This window comes from Lactobacillus sp. HBUAS51381, assembly GCF_012641095.1.
Classification (GTDB): Bacteria; Bacillota; Bacilli; order Lactobacillales; family Lactobacillaceae; genus Levilactobacillus.
On the sequence record NZ_JAAVSC010000003.1, the window covers coordinates 69,447 to 84,558 of the forward strand.

At 49.6% G+C, this 15,112-nt stretch carries 16 protein-coding genes; all 16 read right to left on the reverse strand.

Annotated features, from left to right (window positions below):
• Positions 1–87 precede the first annotated feature (87 nt).
• Positions 88–1,395 (reverse strand): UDP-N-acetylglucosamine 1-carboxyvinyltransferase, encoded by a 1,308-nt coding sequence (gene murA, locus HEQ50_RS01855; RefSeq protein ID WP_168898762.1) that lies wholly within the window; start codon positions 1,393–1,395, stop codon positions 88–90.
• 30 nt (positions 1,396–1,425) lie between these two features.
• Positions 1,426–1,653 carry a DUF1146 family protein gene (locus HEQ50_RS01860; protein ID WP_168898763.1) on the reverse strand — a complete coding sequence of 76 codons (228 nt, stop codon included), beginning with the start codon at positions 1,651–1,653 and terminating at the stop codon, positions 1,426–1,428.
• A 413-nt stretch (positions 1,654–2,066) separates the two neighbouring features.
• Complete coding sequence (locus HEQ50_RS01865) at positions 2,067–2,486, reverse strand: F0F1 ATP synthase subunit epsilon (RefSeq protein ID WP_168898764.1); 420 nt, start codon at positions 2,484–2,486, stop codon at positions 2,067–2,069.
• Positions 2,487–2,499: 13 nt separating this feature from the next.
• A complete protein-coding gene (gene atpD, locus HEQ50_RS01870; RefSeq protein ID WP_168898765.1) occupies positions 2,500–3,915 on the reverse strand; it encodes a F0F1 ATP synthase subunit beta in 1,416 nt (471 codons plus the stop codon).
• A gap of 22 nt (positions 3,916–3,937) precedes the next feature.
• Positions 3,938–4,837, reverse strand: coding sequence for a F0F1 ATP synthase subunit gamma (locus HEQ50_RS01875; protein WP_168898766.1), 900 nt, complete (start codon positions 4,835–4,837; stop codon positions 3,938–3,940).
• 30 nt (positions 4,838–4,867) lie between these two features.
• Entirely contained in the window at positions 4,868–6,409 is a 1,542-nt protein-coding gene (gene atpA, locus HEQ50_RS01880) for a F0F1 ATP synthase subunit alpha (RefSeq protein WP_168898767.1), read from the reverse strand.
• Between the two features lie 30 nt (positions 6,410–6,439).
• Positions 6,440–6,982, reverse strand: a complete 543-nt coding sequence (gene atpH / locus HEQ50_RS01885) for an ATP synthase F1 subunit delta (RefSeq protein WP_168898768.1) — start codon at positions 6,980–6,982, stop codon at positions 6,440–6,442.
• Positions 6,972–7,487 (reverse strand): F0F1 ATP synthase subunit B, encoded by a 516-nt coding sequence (atpF, locus tag HEQ50_RS01890; protein ID WP_168898769.1) that lies wholly within the window; start codon positions 7,485–7,487, stop codon positions 6,972–6,974. The genes atpH and atpF overlap by 11 nt, the downstream gene beginning before the upstream one ends.
• A gap of 50 nt (positions 7,488–7,537) precedes the next feature.
• Complete coding sequence (gene atpE, locus HEQ50_RS01895) at positions 7,538–7,750, reverse strand: F0F1 ATP synthase subunit C (RefSeq protein ID WP_168898770.1); 213 nt, start codon at positions 7,748–7,750, stop codon at positions 7,538–7,540.
• Between the two features lie 34 nt (positions 7,751–7,784).
• Positions 7,785–8,504: a F0F1 ATP synthase subunit A gene (gene atpB / locus HEQ50_RS01900; RefSeq protein WP_168898771.1), complete on the reverse strand. Its 720-nt coding sequence runs from the start codon at positions 8,502–8,504 to the stop codon at positions 7,785–7,787.
• A 430-nt stretch (positions 8,505–8,934) separates the two neighbouring features.
• Positions 8,935–9,570, reverse strand: coding sequence for a uracil phosphoribosyltransferase (gene upp, locus HEQ50_RS01905; RefSeq protein WP_168898772.1), 636 nt, complete (start codon positions 9,568–9,570; stop codon positions 8,935–8,937).
• Between the two features lie 93 nt (positions 9,571–9,663).
• Positions 9,664–10,905: a serine hydroxymethyltransferase gene (gene glyA / locus HEQ50_RS01910; RefSeq protein ID WP_168898773.1), complete on the reverse strand. Its 1,242-nt coding sequence runs from the start codon at positions 10,903–10,905 to the stop codon at positions 9,664–9,666.
• Between the two features lie 153 nt (positions 10,906–11,058).
• On the reverse strand, positions 11,059–11,901 hold the full coding sequence (locus HEQ50_RS01915) for a glycosyltransferase family 8 protein (protein WP_168898774.1): 843 nt from the start codon (positions 11,899–11,901) through the stop codon (positions 11,059–11,061).
• A 226-nt stretch (positions 11,902–12,127) separates the two neighbouring features.
• The gene (locus tag HEQ50_RS01920) at positions 12,128–13,144 is read right to left on the reverse strand and encodes an L-threonylcarbamoyladenylate synthase (protein ID WP_168898775.1); all 1,017 of its coding nucleotides are present in this window, start codon (positions 13,142–13,144) and stop codon (positions 12,128–12,130) included.
• A 31-nt stretch (positions 13,145–13,175) separates the two neighbouring features.
• A complete protein-coding gene (gene prmC, locus HEQ50_RS01925) occupies positions 13,176–14,018 on the reverse strand; it encodes a peptide chain release factor N(5)-glutamine methyltransferase (RefSeq protein WP_168898776.1) in 843 nt (280 codons plus the stop codon).
• Positions 14,011–15,096, reverse strand: a complete 1,086-nt coding sequence (gene prfA / locus HEQ50_RS01930) for a peptide chain release factor 1 (protein WP_168898777.1) — start codon at positions 15,094–15,096, stop codon at positions 14,011–14,013. The genes prmC and prfA overlap by 8 nt, the downstream gene beginning before the upstream one ends.
• Positions 15,097–15,112 lie beyond the last annotated feature (16 nt).

Below are 15,112 nucleotides of genomic sequence, written 5' to 3' on the forward strand. Positions count from 1 at the left end.
ACTAAACAAATTGTTAACGTTTCAAGTCGGCTCCCATTTCCAGAGCGAAATAAAAAGGACGGCCAAGAATGCCGCCCCAAATAAGTTCTAGTTTTTAACATGTGCGTTCTTCAGGACAACCGTATCGTCTTCGGGGAAATCAACCCGTTTGACTTCGGCTCCCAGTGCCGTCAACTTCTTGTGGAAGTCGTAGTAGCCGCGATCCAGATACTTCAGGTTCGTGACCTGCGTGTAGCCATCAGCAACTAAGCCGGCCAGAACTAACGCTGCGGCAGCCCGTAAGTCTGTAGCCGCCACTTCGGCCCCGTTAAAGTCCGTTGGTCCATGCATAACCACTGTCCGACCGTTGATTTGGAACTGGGCATTCATCCGCCGTAATTCTTCTAGGTGCATGAAGCGATTCTCAAACACGGTCTCCGTCATTGTACTGGTTCCCTCAGCAACCAACTGCAAAATGGTCATCTGGGGCTGCATATCGGTTGGAAAGCCAGGATATGGCAACGTTTTAACGTCTGTTGGTCGTAACTTTTCTGGACCAATCACGCGGATGCCGCCAGCTTCCTCGGTCACCCGAGCACCCATTTCCTGTAATTTAGAAATTAATGGCTTGTTATGTTCAACAATCCCATCTTTAATGAGCACGTTACCTTGGGTCAGCGCCGCCGCAACCATAAAGGTCCCGGCTTCGATGCGATCCTGAACCACGTTGTGCTCGGTCCCGTGCATTTTTTCGACGCCATCGATTCGCAACGTTTCCGTCCCGGCACCCCGAACATGAGCCCCCATCTTGTTTAAGACGTTAGCCAAGTCCACGATTTCAGGTTCACGGGCAACATTATCAATCACAGTCGTGCCCTTTGCGAGACAGGCCGCCATCATAATGTTTTGGGTGGCCCCAACACTAGGGAAATCTAGATAAATATGGGTTCCTTTCAATTGTTCAGCAAAGGCTTCAATAAAGCCATCATGCTGCTCAATTCGCGCACCCAAAGCTTCTAATCCCTTCAGGTGCAGATCAATTGGCCGCGTACCGATCGCACAACCACCCGGTAAGGCTACCCGAGCATGACCCAAACGTGCCAACAGTGGGCCCATGACAACGATCGACGCACGCATCTTGGAAACGTATTCAAATGGTGCTTCACTGGATACCTGGTGGGTTGCATCGATGGTAACTTCTCGCTGCTTTTCGTTAAAGTCAACCCGTAGATTGAGGAAACGTAAAACCTTATTCATCGTATACACATCGGATAACACTGGAACATTTGCTAAATGGGTGAGTCCATCTTGGCCCAAAATCGAGGCCGCCAGAATTGGCAATACGGCATTCTTTGCCCCTTCGATATTTACCTCACCAGTTAAGCGGTTCCCACCATGAACAATAATTTTTTCCATGGGATACCTCCAAAAGAATTTTTGGGCTTGCTAAAGTAAATAGCCCAGATTACGAACGTTATTGATGAAGTCTAGGAAGAACGAGCTACAGCCATACCCTATTGCAACCGAAAGCATCACAATCACAACGCGCGCTTGACGTGGGTATACCGACATTAGCCGTTCAATGTGCAACGCCGATATCGCCCAAAATGCGAGTGCGATAAAGGTCAAATGACTAATAATCGTTAAAATCCCCTGCAACCCGATAAGTTTCATTAACTCAATCCTTTCTAAACATTCTCACCAACTATAGCATAATTTTTCGTCCCTGTCCTTGAAATTCCAGCAAAATCGGCGTTTGTAATATTACATTTGGCTTTATTAACTTTTATAACTGAACAAACTATAAGATATTCAAAAGATTAGCCTCTTCAGTACTGATAGCATCTCAAGACGTATAGGGTGAACAATCTTGGCTGCCAATTGATCGTCGCTGTCGTTCACCCTCGCAACGGAAAAACCGAACTTTCCTTTCGTGCACTTCTATACCAATCGTAAAATTTATGCAGCAAAACCATTGGCATGTGCGATTACGAAGAAAACCAATCGTACCCACTTCTACAAATTTTCGGTCAAAAAAAACCACTCCCGTTAGCGAGAATGGTTTTTTTGAAGACTTATGCTTGTGCTTAATGATTGGCGACGTTAATTCGGTTAATGGCCCGCCGCAAAGCGACCTCAGCCCGTGCCAAAGTATCCGCATCGTGTTCGTCTTGTGCCTTTTTAATGGCAGCTTGCGCACGATCCCGAGCACTCTCGGCACGACCGACGTCAATATCGTCTTGACGTTCCGCACTGTCGGCAACAATGGTGGCGACATTATCGGAGAATTCGAGGAAGCCACCGTTAACGGCAACTTCATCTTCTTCACCATCATGTTTGATCCGCACCTCGTCGACTTCCAAAGAGGAAATGACGGGCACGTGATTGGGCATGATTCCGAGTTGACCTAGCTTAGTCTTGATGACTAAGAGCTCACCATCGTGTTCATAGACCCGGCCATCTGGGGTTACGATACTAACGGATAATACTGATTGATTATCAGCCAATTAGAATCCCTCCCTAGCTGTTGGCAACGGCAGCGTTCATTTGCTTAGCCTTCTCAACGGCGTCTTCGATAGCACCACAGTTCCGGAAAGCATCTTCTGGTAGGTCATCATACTTACCAGCTAAGATTTCCTTGAAACTCCGGATGGTATCGGATAACTTCACGTACTTCCCGTCCATACCCGTAAACTGTGAAGCCACGGAGAATGGTTGCGACAGGAAGAATTGAATCCGCCGAGCACGGTTAACAATCGTTTGTTCTTCTTCAGAAAGTTCATCCATCCCTAAGATAGAGATGATATCTTGCAATTCATGGTACCGTTGCAAGACGTGTTGAACTTCCGTAGCCACGTCATAGTGTTCTTGACCGATGATTTCAGGGGCCAAGGCCGTTGACGTTGAAGCCAATGGGTCCACGGCTGGGTAAATCCCTTGTTGCGTCAAAGCACGTTCCAAGTTAGTCGTGGCATCCAAATGGGCGAAAGTCGTGGCAGGTGCAGGGTCGGTATAGTCATCGGCAGGCACGTAAACGGCTTGGATCGAGGTGATTGACCCCTTCTTCGTCGACGTGATCCGTTCCTGTAACTGACCCATTTCAGTAGCCAACGTTGGTTGGTAACCAACGGCTGAAGGAATCCGACCCAACAGGGCAGAAACTTCAGAACCGGCTTGCGTGAACCGGAAAATGTTATCGATGAAGAGCAGCACATCTTGGCCCTTAACATCACGGAAGTATTCCGCAATGGTCAAACCAGTCAAGGCCACCCGCATCCGGGCACCAGGTGGTTCGTTCATCTGACCATAAACCATGGCCGTTTGCTTCAGAACACCGGAGCCCTTCATTTCCCAGTACATATCGTTACCTTCACGGGTCCGTTCACCAACACCGGTGAAGACGGAAATCCCGTTATGGCCTTGTGCAATGTTATGAATTAATTCTTGAATTAAAACGGTCTTACCAACACCGGCACCACCGAACAACCCAATCTTCCCACCACGAACGTAAGGTTCGAGTAAGTCAATAACCTTGATACCCGTTTCCAGGATTTCAGTCGTAGGGTTTAATTCGTCATACTTCGGTGCATCACGGTGAATAGGCATCCGTTCTGCGTCTGGTCCAAATTCGGCACCGCCGTCAATTGGGTTCCCCAAAACGTTGAACACCCGACCAAGCGTGTCATCACCAACAGGAACAGAAATCGAAGCCTTTGTGTTTTCAACTTCCATCCCGCGGCGAAGACCATCGGTACCGTCCATGGCAATCGTCCGCATAACCCCGTCACCTAATTCCAAGGCAACTTCGGTTACAAGGATACTACCATCATCTTTTTTGATGTTAAGGGCGGTGTTGATGTCAGGTAATTCATCATTCAGTGGGAATTCAACGTCAACAACAGGTCCGATAACTTGAACAATTTTACCAGCACTCATTATTCGTTAATTCCTCCCGTCATTAATTATTTAAGGCTTCCTGACCACCGGTAATTTCAGTGATTTCAGTGGTAATCGCTGCTTGCCGTGCACGGTTGTAGTGCAGTTGCAACGTATCAATCAAATCATCGGCATTATCAGTGGCTGATTGCATCGCGTTAGAACTGGATGCATGTTCGGAAGTCTTCGCGTCCAAGATCGCACCATAAACTAAGCTTTCTGCGTATTGTGGCAGCACGACCTGTAACACTTCTTCTTCGGAAGGTTCAGTATCGTATTCAGCCGTTAAAGGTGCAGCTTGCGTATCGTTTGCCGCATCAGAGGACAAGGTTTCCTTGTCGACTGGTAGCATTTTTTCAGCCCGAAAACGGGATGAAATCCGGTTCACAAAGTGGTTGTAGCAGACAAAGAGTTGATCAAACACCTCATTGTCAAACATCGTGGTGACGGTCTTAACGATTTCTCGAATTTCGTTAAATTCGGGAACGTCGCTGACCCCACGGTATTCATAAGCCACGTTGATTCCACGGTTCCGGTAGAAGTCAGCCCCGGTTCCCCCAACGGCTAACACCATGTAGTCGTCAGGATTGGGTGTCCGTTCTTTGATGAACGTATTGGCTTCACGGAGCACGCTACTATTATAGCTCCCCACCATTCCACGATCGGAGGTGATCACTAAATATGCGGTTTTCTTTACTGGACGGTTCGACTGTAGGCTACTTGAGGAATTATCTAACAGATGAGACTGTGAAAGATGCATAACGACAGCCTTAACTTTCGAAACATAGTCTTGGTAGCCGACTGCGTGTTTCTGAATCTTATTTAACTTCGCGGTCGAAACCATGTGCATCGCCGCCGTAATCTGACGGGTTGCTTTCGTGGAATTAATTCGACGTTGAACGTCATGAATTGATTCAGCCATTATTTCTCACCATCCTTCCTTCAAGTAATCTTAATTAGCCGTGTCAGCCGCCTGATTGTCGGCCTTAGCAGTTGGTTGGAAAGTTTCATCGAATTCAGCAATAGCATCTTCCAGGGCGTCGCCTTCAGGCAGATTCCCCGTCTTGGTGATCGTGTCTTCGATGTCTTGATGGCTGGCATCCATGTAGTCGAACAACTCGTTTTGGTAACGTAAAACGTCCTCAATTTCGAGCTTGTCCAAGTGACCATGAGTCAACGCAAACAAGATGATAACTTCCTTGGCAACTGGAACGGATTCATGCAAGCCTTGCTTCAAGACTTCCACGGTCCGTGCACCACGGTCTAGTCGAGCCTTGGTTGCGGCATCCAAATCAGAACCGAATTGGGCGAAAGATTCCAGTTCACGGTAGGCAGATAAGTCCAACCGCAACGTCCCGGCAACCTTCTTCATGGCTTTAATCTGGGCGTCACCACCAACCCGGGAAACAGAAGTCCCGGCATCCATAGCTGGCCGAATACCAGAATAGAATGAATCACTGTTCAGGAAGATTTGACCATCGGTGATTGAAATAACGTTGGTTGGGATGTAAGCAGAAACGTCCCCGGCCTTGGTTTCAATGACAGGCAACGCCGTCATGGAACCACCACCGAGCTCGTCACTTAACTTCGCAGCCCGTTCCAGCAAACGAGAGTGGGTGTAGAAGATATCACCAGGATATGCTTCACGACCTGGTGCCCGCCGTAAAATCAAAGAGAGTTCACGGTAAGCATCGGCTTGCTTGGTTAAATCATCATAAACGATCAAAACGTGCTTGCCGTTGTGCATGAACTCTTCACCCATGGCAGCACCGGCATATGGCGCGATGTATAGCATTGGCGCTGGTTCGGAAGGACTAGCGGTAACGACAATCGTGTAGTCCATGGCGCCGAATTTCTCCAACGTTGAGACTTGGGCACGCACCGTAGAAGCCTTCTGACCAATGGCAACGTAGATACAGATCATGTTTTGATCCTTTTGGTTAATGATCGTGTCGATGGCAATAGAGGACTTCCCAGTCTTCCGGTCACCGATGATCAATTCACGCTGACCACGTCCAATTGGAACCAAGGCATCAATGGCTTTAATCCCGGTTTGAAGAGGTTCGTTAACCCCTTGCCGTTCCATAACACCAGGTGCTTTGTGTTCGATTGGCCGCGTCTTGTCCGTGGAAATGTCCCCTTTACCGTCAATTGGCCGGCCCAGTGGGTTAACAACCCGACCGATTAATTGATCGCCAACGGGAACTTCCATGATCCGTCCAGTCCGCTTAACAGAATCGCCTTCAGTGATTCCAGTAAAATCACCCAAGACAACGATACCAACGTCACTGGATTCGAGGTTTTGGACCATCCCATAAACCCCGTTATCAAACAACAGCAACTCACCTTGCAACGCATTGTTCAAGCCGTGGGCCCGAGCAACACCGTCACCAACGTAAGTAACCGTACCAGTTTCTTCAACTGAGATTTCATCCTTGTAGCTTTCTAATTGTTGTTTAATTAGAGCACTGATTTCCTCAGCTTTAATGCTCATGAAAGTTTCACCTCTTTATTACCGAATTCGTTATGCTAGCAGTTGCTGCCGTAAACGATTGATTTTTGTTCTTAAGCTACCATCAAGAACCGTGTCAGCGGCTTTAACGACGACGCCACCAATCACAGCGGGATCGACTTGGCTCGACAAAATAACCTTGTCGGCCCCCACGCGCTTGGCGTAAGACGTCTCAATCTGCGTCTTTTGGTCGTCAGTCAAAGGCACTGCCGTGGTTACTTCAGCGTAAACCGTATGGTTCGCCTCATCATACATGGCTTGGAATTGGTCAACGATATCTACCACGTTTTCCATCCGGCCATAGTCATATACCATTTGAACAAAGTTCTTGATATATGGCGATGCGTCTTTCAGTAACGGTTGCACTAAAGCGTCACGTTCAGCAACCTGCAGGCTAGCGTCTGAGAGCAAAGTGCTCAATTGCGGGTTGTCCTGGAAGATACTTCGAAGTTCTTTGAGCTCTGTGAAGCCTGACTCCAGTTGGTCTTTTTCGGACAACAGTTCAAATAATGCTTTTGCGTAGCGTTTCGCTACAGTTGCCCTATTAAGACTCATGTTGCTTCCCCAACCCTTCGATATAAGAATCAATTAATGCCTTTTGATCGTCAGCTTTCAATTCTCGTTGAATGATCTTGGAAGCAATCTCAATAGATAGGTCCGCCACGTCATTGCGGGCATTGACCAGGGCATCTTGGCGTTCTTGTTCAATGTCCTTTTGGGCATTTTGCTTCAACGTCTGTGCATCCGTTTGAGCTTGTGTCACGATTTGTTCACGTTGCTGTTGACCATTGGTCTTCGCATCGTTAACAATCGTCTGTGCTTCGGATCGTGAATTAGCTAACGCGGTTTGCCGCTTCTGAACTAAATCAGCCGCTTCATTCCGTGAGCTTTCAGCGGAGTCGATATCATTGCTGATCTTGTCGGCCCGATCCTGCATCATCTTGGTTACTGGCTTCCAAGCCAGTACCTTAACAATCCACAGTAACAGTAAGAACGTGATAACGTAGAAAATTGAATCACCGAAGTAAAGCCCTGCGCCAACCACTAAATGTGAGAGCATCTATTGACACCTCCTTTTACTATCAGATATAAACATCATCGTGTCTAAAACTACTTGTTCATAACCATCAAAGCAACAACGAAGGCAATGATAGGCATAGCTTCAACAAGCCCAACACCGATAAACATGTTCGTCCGTAATTGACCTGAAAGTTCAGGTTGACGGGCCATACCTTCTAGCATTTTGGCGATAATAAGACCGTCACCTACACCACCACCAATAGCGGCTCCGGCCATAGCGATACCAGCTGCAATAGCTCCCATAATCTTTGTTTCCTCCTTAAATTATAAAAAGACTTTATTCCTCAACTTCAAGCTTCTGAGAAATGTAAACTGATGACAACGTAACGAAGACGAAGGCCTGGATTGCTCCCAAGAATGCGGAGAATCCTTGCCAAGCCATTTCGAGTGGTACAGCGACTATCATCGTTGCGATGCCATGTGACGCTGCGAGCTTCCAGATTATCCCCAGTAACATTTCACCTGAGAAGATAACCCCGAAGATACGTAGACCCAACGTTAAGAAGTTTGTGAACTCTTCAAAGATACTGATAACTATCCAGACCTTGAAAGGCTTCAAGTAGTTCTCAAAGTGGGTCTTGTAACCCAATTTATTTATCCCTGCAAACTGCGCAAGCATCAACGTCATCAATGAGAAAGTCAGCGTCGTGATTGGATCAGACGTTGGACTCCGGACGATGGTGGCACCGTTCGGCATCGCGATATTGAACATTAAACCCAATTCGTTAGACAGGAACAGGAAGATAAATAAAGTGAAACCATACAATCCAAAACCACCAATTTCCTTGGTAGGAATGGACCCCTTCAAAATTCCGTTGGTAAAATCAATCAGCCATTCCAAAAAGTTTTGCCCCTTGGTTGGCTTCATGGCCAAATGTCTGGAAGTGAAGAATACTAAGGCAACCACCAAAACAAAAACAATTGATGCAGATGCAATGTTTGCCGTACTAAACGTCAATCCCAGAAATTGGAAGGTCGAAACTGGACCATCATTCACCGAATATCACCTCTTTTCAACACTATATGGACGCGGTTTCTCGAAGGTTTCACCCAACGTTTTCATCAAGTTTTCTTTCGAGAAATGCGGAATAGTGAACGAAGCGAGCGCTCCATTCAAATACACTGGAAATGATACCACCAATTCAGCTAAAAAACAAAACAATTTTTTATACTCTAAACATTATTCGGAAGTTGGATAAACTTAGTGCTGAAAAGGTTCGTAACCGTTTTCACATCCTGTTTGCGCGCGCAAGTAGCCCCATAATAACCGTGACTTGTCAAGGAGATTTTCTGTAAATGCGTCCGGTCAAGCCGCAAACGGCCATCGTCTGCCGCATAAATCCAAGAAAATCTGGTGCAAACGGCGCACCACCCCCATTTCGGAAAATAAATAAGAGACTCAGCCCGCAGCTGAATCTCTTTAAAGTTTACTTCGTCCCAAACAAACGATCACCAGCATCGCCCAAACCAGGGACGATGTAGCCATCTTCGTTCAAGTGATCATCCAAGGCTGCCGCATAAATATCGACATCCGGGTGAGCTTCGCGTAGGGCTTTAACCCCTTCAGGCGCAGATACGAGGCACACGAACTTCATGTTCTTTTCGCTAGCACCACGCTTCGTCAACGCATCGATCGCCATGATGGCGGAGCCACCCGTGGCGAGCATTGGATCGACGATGAAAATTTGTCGTTGATCGATGTCAGAAGGCATCTTAACAAAATATTCATGGGGCTGCAGCGTCTCTTCGTCACGGTACATCCCAATGTGACCGACCTTTGCAGCGGGGATCAACTCTAAGATCCCATCGACCATGCCGATACCTGCACGTAAGATTGGCACAATCGCCACCTTCTTACCAGCAAGTTCCTTGGCGGTCATCTTGGCCACCGGCGTTTCAATAACCTTATCCTGTAATGGCATATCACGCGACACTTCGTAAGCCATTAAAGTCGAGATTTCATTAACCACCTCGCGGAAACTGCGGGTACCGCAGTTCTTATTCCGAATAATAGTTAATTTGTGTTGAATCAACGGGTGGTCGAGTACTTGAAACTTCCCCATGAATAAACGCTCCTTTATGATTTCTTACAATTGTACCATTATCTACGCTACCAGAACGCATAATTTTTGAATGAAAACGTTTTTTCAGAAAAATTATGGTAAAGCCGTCAAGGGATGTGCCTGAGTCAACTTGTGAACCTGGGTCTTCACCTCAGTCAGGACCGCCTCATCGTTAGGATGCAAGAGTGTCTTGACGATGAGCTGGGCCACTTCACGACATTCGTCGGCGTTAAAGCCGCGGGTCGTAATCGCTGGCGTGCCTAAGCGAATCCCGGACGTCTTGAACGGGCTCAGTTTTTCGTTCGGAATGGCTTCTTTGTTTGTGGTAATCATCACGCTATCCAACAACTCCTGTGCCTGCTTACCGTTTAGGTCAGTGGCTGACAGATCAAGTGTCATCAAATGATTGTCCGTACCACCCGAGACGACGCGTACGGTGGGCAATTGGTTAAATTCATCGGCCATTGCCGCCGCGTTCGTGATAATCTGCTGGGCATAGTCCTTAAAGTTCGGCTGAAGATCCTCAAAGAATGCCGCCGCCTTACCGGCAATGACGTGTTCTAAGGGGCCGCCCTGGGTGCCAGGGAACACGGCCGAATTGATCCGTTTGGCATTCTCCGCTTGAGATAGAATCAGTCCGCCACGGGGACCCCGTAAGGTTTTGTGCGTCGTGGTCGTCACCACGTCGGCAATTCCCACCGGACTCGGATGTAGCCCGGCGGCCACCAATCCGGCGATGTGGGCCATGTCGACCATTAAGTAAGCGCCAACCTCGTCGGCAATCGCCCGAAAGGCGTGCCAATCAATCGTGCGCGAGTAAGCCGAAGCCCCAGCCACAATCATCTGCGGCTTCACTTTTAAGGCCAGATCACGGATCATGTCGTAGTCCAGGAGTTCCGTCTCGGAATTCAAGCCGTAACTGTAGGCTTCGTAGAGCTTCCCGGAGAAGTTAACCTTGGCACCATGGGTTAAATGCCCACCGGCGTCCAGACCCATCCCTAAGATGGTGTCGCCAGGCTTCAAAAATGCCGCATAGGCGGCCTGATTCGCCTGTGATCCGGAATGGGGTTGGACGTTAGCGTATTCGGCGTTAAACAGCTTCTTAGCGCGATCAATGGCGAGCTGCTCAACCACATCAATGTACTGGGTGCCCCCGTAATAACGTTTACCCGGGTAGCCCTCGGCGTATTTGTTGGTTAAGACAGAGCCCTGAGCGGTACGAACAGCGTGACTCACGATGTTTTCCGAGGCAATGAGTTCGATGGTGTCCTCTTGTCGTTGTTCCTCGTGGGCAATGGCTTGCCATAACGCTGGATCTTGTTCTTTAAAATTCACTGGCGATCCCTCCTGAACTGTAGTTGTCCCCATTTTACCAAATTTCATTGGGCTACGGGGAAAACACGCCGTTATTTATTTTTTTATATCACGACGACCAGCCGCGACCGTTAGTGCCCATTTTCTTAGAAAACTAGCCGGTCGTCCGCTCACTCAGTCACGGTTTAATCGCGCAACCAATCGTTGTTGCAAACGCTGATAATGTAAAAATAAGCCAGTAAACTTACTATCACTCGCCAACTCCCAGGGCTTAGGCGTTCCACAATAATGAATAATCGCCGTGTTCGCCATCACCCAGTGAATCTCATGTTGATTAAGACTTCGCGTTTGATAGGACAAGTACTTACGCGTGTCATAATTCCAAACTTCTTCGGGAATCCCCAGAATGTCGGCACCATACAAGAAGTTAAGAATATCTTGATCCGGCAAGATCAAGTCACTTTCGTATTTTTGAATCGTTGCAATAATATCGTGCAACCTAATCTTGGCCCGCGCTTGGTCCAAATCCATCACCATTACGCCGGAATTGAAGTAACTGGTGGTTGTGCCCAGTCGTAACTGGTTAACGCCATCCATGATCCCCGTTACCCCGCGGTGAACGGCCGCCGCCAGTAGGTGTCCTTGCAGGTCTACCGTCCACAATGGCCGTAACGGATTAATCACCAGTAGATCTGGATCCAAGTAAATCACGCGCTTGACCGTCGTTGGCAGAATTTGACCGCTCAACAATCGGAAATACATCTCCTTGGGATACCGTTTGATGAGGGGCACTCCAGCCGCAAAATCAGTGGCGACCCTTTCATTACTGAGCGCCCAGCCAAACGCCGTCGTTAATTGCCGAACGCTCGCAACTTCCGCCTCCGTTAGGCTCGCGTGCAGAAGCCACAAGCGAAACCGCTCGTCCGGATTGTTCACGTGAACCGAGTACAACATGGTCTTTAGGGGGTCTAAATAGCCTGAATTGAGGGTTACCAACAGATTAATCTCATCAGCCACAATTGCCACCGACTTTCTTTAAGATTTCTAGATTCATTAAACCATAGTCCCACTCATTTTCGACGTCAAAAGACTTATAATTTTGTTTGCCCGGCTTCACGATTGCCCATCAAAGCGCACAAAAATCTCCCTAAAACCGGTAGATGACGTGCTTATTTTTCATCTACCCGTCCCAGGGGGATCCTGTATCACCAGCTAAGGTCTAGCTAGTTTCATTTAAAGGTCGTTATTTTGTAAAATGCTGTTGCCCCGCTGACTTGTTCAGGCGGTTCATGTACGCCGCACCCAAGCCATCGGCCGCAAATCCTTGCGCCAAAATACCGGTGACCGGTGATTCCAAATCATAGTGGCGCAGCCCCGCAAACAAGCGGTGGCTGGCACTCGCCATATCGGCGCCTAGCGAAAAGGCCTCGGTGTTGGCTGGTAGCTTCTCGTGCGTTAACGTCCGGTCCAACGCCATGACGCCAATGGTTCCGGATTGTTGCGCGGCCCAGGCCAGTGCTGCCGGCCAGTCGGCCTCGTCATCCACGATGGTGACTTGCGCATTCGGTGCATAGTGTTTGTACTTCATCCCCGGGGCCTTGGGAATTTCACCCTTACCGACCTTATGATGGTTGGATTGCACCGTGCCAATCACGGCAGCTAGCTGTTCCTCAGTGACGCCGCCTGGCCGCAAGATGGTCGGTACCGGCGTCGACATGTCCAAGACCGTCGATTCCACCCCTACCTGCGTAGGTCCATCATCCAAGATGCCGGCAATCTTCCCGTTGAGATCGTGATAGACGTGCTTAGCCAGCGTGGGACTGGGCTTACCCGACGTATTGGCAGAGGGACCAACCAACGGCACACCGGCCGTCTTGATCAAATCCAAGGTGACCTGATTGTCGGGATTACGAAAGGCCGCAGTCTCCAGTCCCCCGGTCACCGCCTTGGACAATTTACCGGGTTGTAATTTAAAAATCAGCGTCAACGGTCCCGGCCAGAAGGCCTTGATTAGAGCCTCGGCCTTGTCCGACAGCGGCTGGGCATACTGCTTGACCGTGTCTTCGCCCGTCACGTGGACAATCAAGGGATTGTCGCTAGGGCGTCCCTTGGCCAAGTACACCTGCTTCACCGCCGCCTCATTCGTGGCGTCCGCTCCCAAGCCATAGACGGTCTCGGTTGGAAAGGCCACAAGTTCACCGGCGCGAATGGCGGCCGCCGCCTCATCAATTTGATCTGGTTGAAAAATTTTAGTTTCCATAAAGTGTCTCTTCTCTCCCATCGCCAAAAAACTAGAGTTGTACCCGCACCATGCGATCATGACCATTAATGTCTGTTCGAATCGTCACCGTAGCGGCCGGCAAAGCCGTCTCGAAGATGGCCTTGACCGCCGCCCCCTGTCGATACCCAATCTCGGCAAAAAACTGGCCACCCGGTAACAGATAGGTTGCCAGTTCGGTTGCGAAACGTTGGTAAAAGGCCAGACCGTGGTTCGCCGCATACAGGGCTTGTTCGGGTTCGTAATGCTTAACGGACGCATCCATGACGGCCATCTCCGCCCGATCAATGTAGGGTGGGTTCGAGACAATCACGTCGAACCGTTGTCCTGCGACCGGCGCGAACAGATCCCCCGTTACCAGGGTAATCGGTGCCGCTAGTCGCTGGGCATTCGTCCGGGCAACCGCCACGGCCGCTACCGAAAGATCACTCGCCGTCACAGCCCAGTCTGGGCGCTCGGCCTTGAGCGTGACCGCGACCGCCCCACTGCCGGTTCCCACGTCCAAGACCTGCAACGGCGTGTTAGCGGTCGCCGTCAAGATCCACCCCACCAGTTCCTCCGTCTCCTGACGCGGAATCAGCGTGGCGGACGTCACATGAAAGTCGCGACCGTAGAAATTAGCCCGACCCAAAACGTACTGCGCCGGTTCACCAGCGGCTACCCGGTCCAGTTGTTGCCGAAAGGCCTGCGCCGCGTCCGCCGACATCGCCTCGCGGTAGTGTAGGACCAATTGTGTAAAGGTCCACCCGTGGGCTTCCGTCAGCAGGTATTGGGCCGCGCTGGGATCCTGATTGGCCGCCGTCAACTGGGCCTGTCCCTGCCGTAATGCGGCCAAATAGGTCGGTTGCTTAGCCATTGTTCTTCAAGTCTTCGAGCTTAGCGGCCTGATCGGACAGAATTAAGGCATCGATAATGTCGTCGAGTTCTCCGTTCATCACCCGGTCCAACTTGTTTAACGTCAAACCAATGCGGTGATCGGTCACCCGGTTTTGCGGGTAGTTGTAGGTCCGAATCCGTTCGGAACGATCCCCCGTCCCCACGGCCGACTTCCGTTCCGCGTTGTAGGCACTTTCTTCTTGTTGCTTGTAGTAGTCGTAGACCCGCGCCCGCAGAATCTGCATGGCCTTGGCCCGGTTTTGTTGTTGTGACCGTTCGTCTTGCATGGCCACGACGATCCCCGTCGGCAAGTGGGTCATCCGCACGGCAGAAGACGTCTTGTTAATGTGTTGTCCACCGGCACCGGAGGAACGGTACACATCGGTCCGAATATCCTTGGGATCGATATCGATGTCCACATCCTCTTCTTCCGGCATCACGCCCACCGTGGCGGTACTGGTGTGAACCCGCCCAGCCGATTCGGTTACGGGCACCCGTTGAACCCGGTGCGCACCGTTTTCGTACTTCAGCTTGGAGTACACCTTGTCGCCGGTAATCATCATGACGATTTCCTTAAAGCCCCCAACTTCGGTGGCATTCTCATCGACAATTTCCGTCTTCCAGCCTTGGCGTTCGGCATACTTGGAGTACATGCTAAAAAGATCGGCCGCAAATAAGCTGGCTTCATCCCCACCGGCAGCCCCGTGGATTTCCATGATGATGTTCTTGTCATCGTTGGGATCCTTCGGCAACAGTAAGACCTTGATGTCTTCTTCCAGCTTTGCCTTCTGCTCGTTTAAGTCCTTGAGCTCGTCTTTGACCATGGCCTCCATGTCATCGTCGAGCTTTTCGCGTAGCATTTCATCGTCATCCTTAATTTGTTGGGTGACTTTTTGATACTGGTGATACTTGTCGACCGTTTCACGCAGCTCCCCTTCTTCCTTGGAGAGTGCCATGAAGCGTTGCGTATCCGCAATGACTTCCGGGTCACTGATTAATTCATTCAGCTCATCGTAGCGATCGGCTACGGCTTGGAGCTTGTCAAACATTTCATCCATTCGATTAACCTCGTTT

Bases quoted from the DNA above. Each gene is read 5' to 3' on its own strand.
- prfA (WP_168898777.1), bottom strand. From the start codon at position 15,096: ATGGATGAAATGTTTGACAAGCTCCAAGCCGTAGCCGATCGCTACGAT.
- HEQ50_RS01860 (WP_168898763.1), bottom strand. From the start codon at position 1,653: ATGAAACTTATCGGGTTGCAGGGGATTTTAACGATTATTAGTCATTTG.
- atpH (WP_168898768.1), bottom strand. From the start codon at position 6,982: ATGAGTCTTAATAGGGCAACTGTAGCGAAACGCTACGCAAAAGCATTA.
- atpF (WP_168898769.1), bottom strand. From the start codon at position 7,487: ATGCTCTCACATTTAGTGGTTGGCGCAGGGCTTTACTTCGGTGATTCA.
- atpE (WP_168898770.1), bottom strand. From the start codon at position 7,750: ATGGGAGCTATTGCAGCTGGTATCGCTATGGCCGGAGCCGCTATTGGT.
- murA (WP_168898762.1), bottom strand. From the start codon at position 1,395: ATGGAAAAAATTATTGTTCATGGTGGGAACCGCTTAACTGGTGAGGTA.
- atpA (WP_168898767.1), bottom strand. From the start codon at position 6,409: ATGAGCATTAAAGCTGAGGAAATCAGTGCTCTAATTAAACAACAATTA.
- atpD (WP_168898765.1), bottom strand. From the start codon at position 3,915: ATGAGTGCTGGTAAAATTGTTCAAGTTATCGGACCTGTTGTTGACGTT.
- prmC (WP_168898776.1), bottom strand. From the start codon at position 14,018: ATGGCTAAGCAACCGACCTATTTGGCCGCATTACGGCAGGGACAGGCC.
- upp (WP_168898772.1), bottom strand. From the start codon at position 9,570: ATGGGGAAGTTTCAAGTACTCGACCACCCGTTGATTCAACACAAATTA.
- HEQ50_RS01920 (WP_168898775.1), bottom strand. From the start codon at position 13,144: ATGGAAACTAAAATTTTTCAACCAGATCAAATTGATGAGGCGGCGGCC.
- HEQ50_RS01875 (WP_168898766.1), bottom strand. From the start codon at position 4,837: ATGGCTGAATCAATTCATGACGTTCAACGTCGAATTAATTCCACGAAA.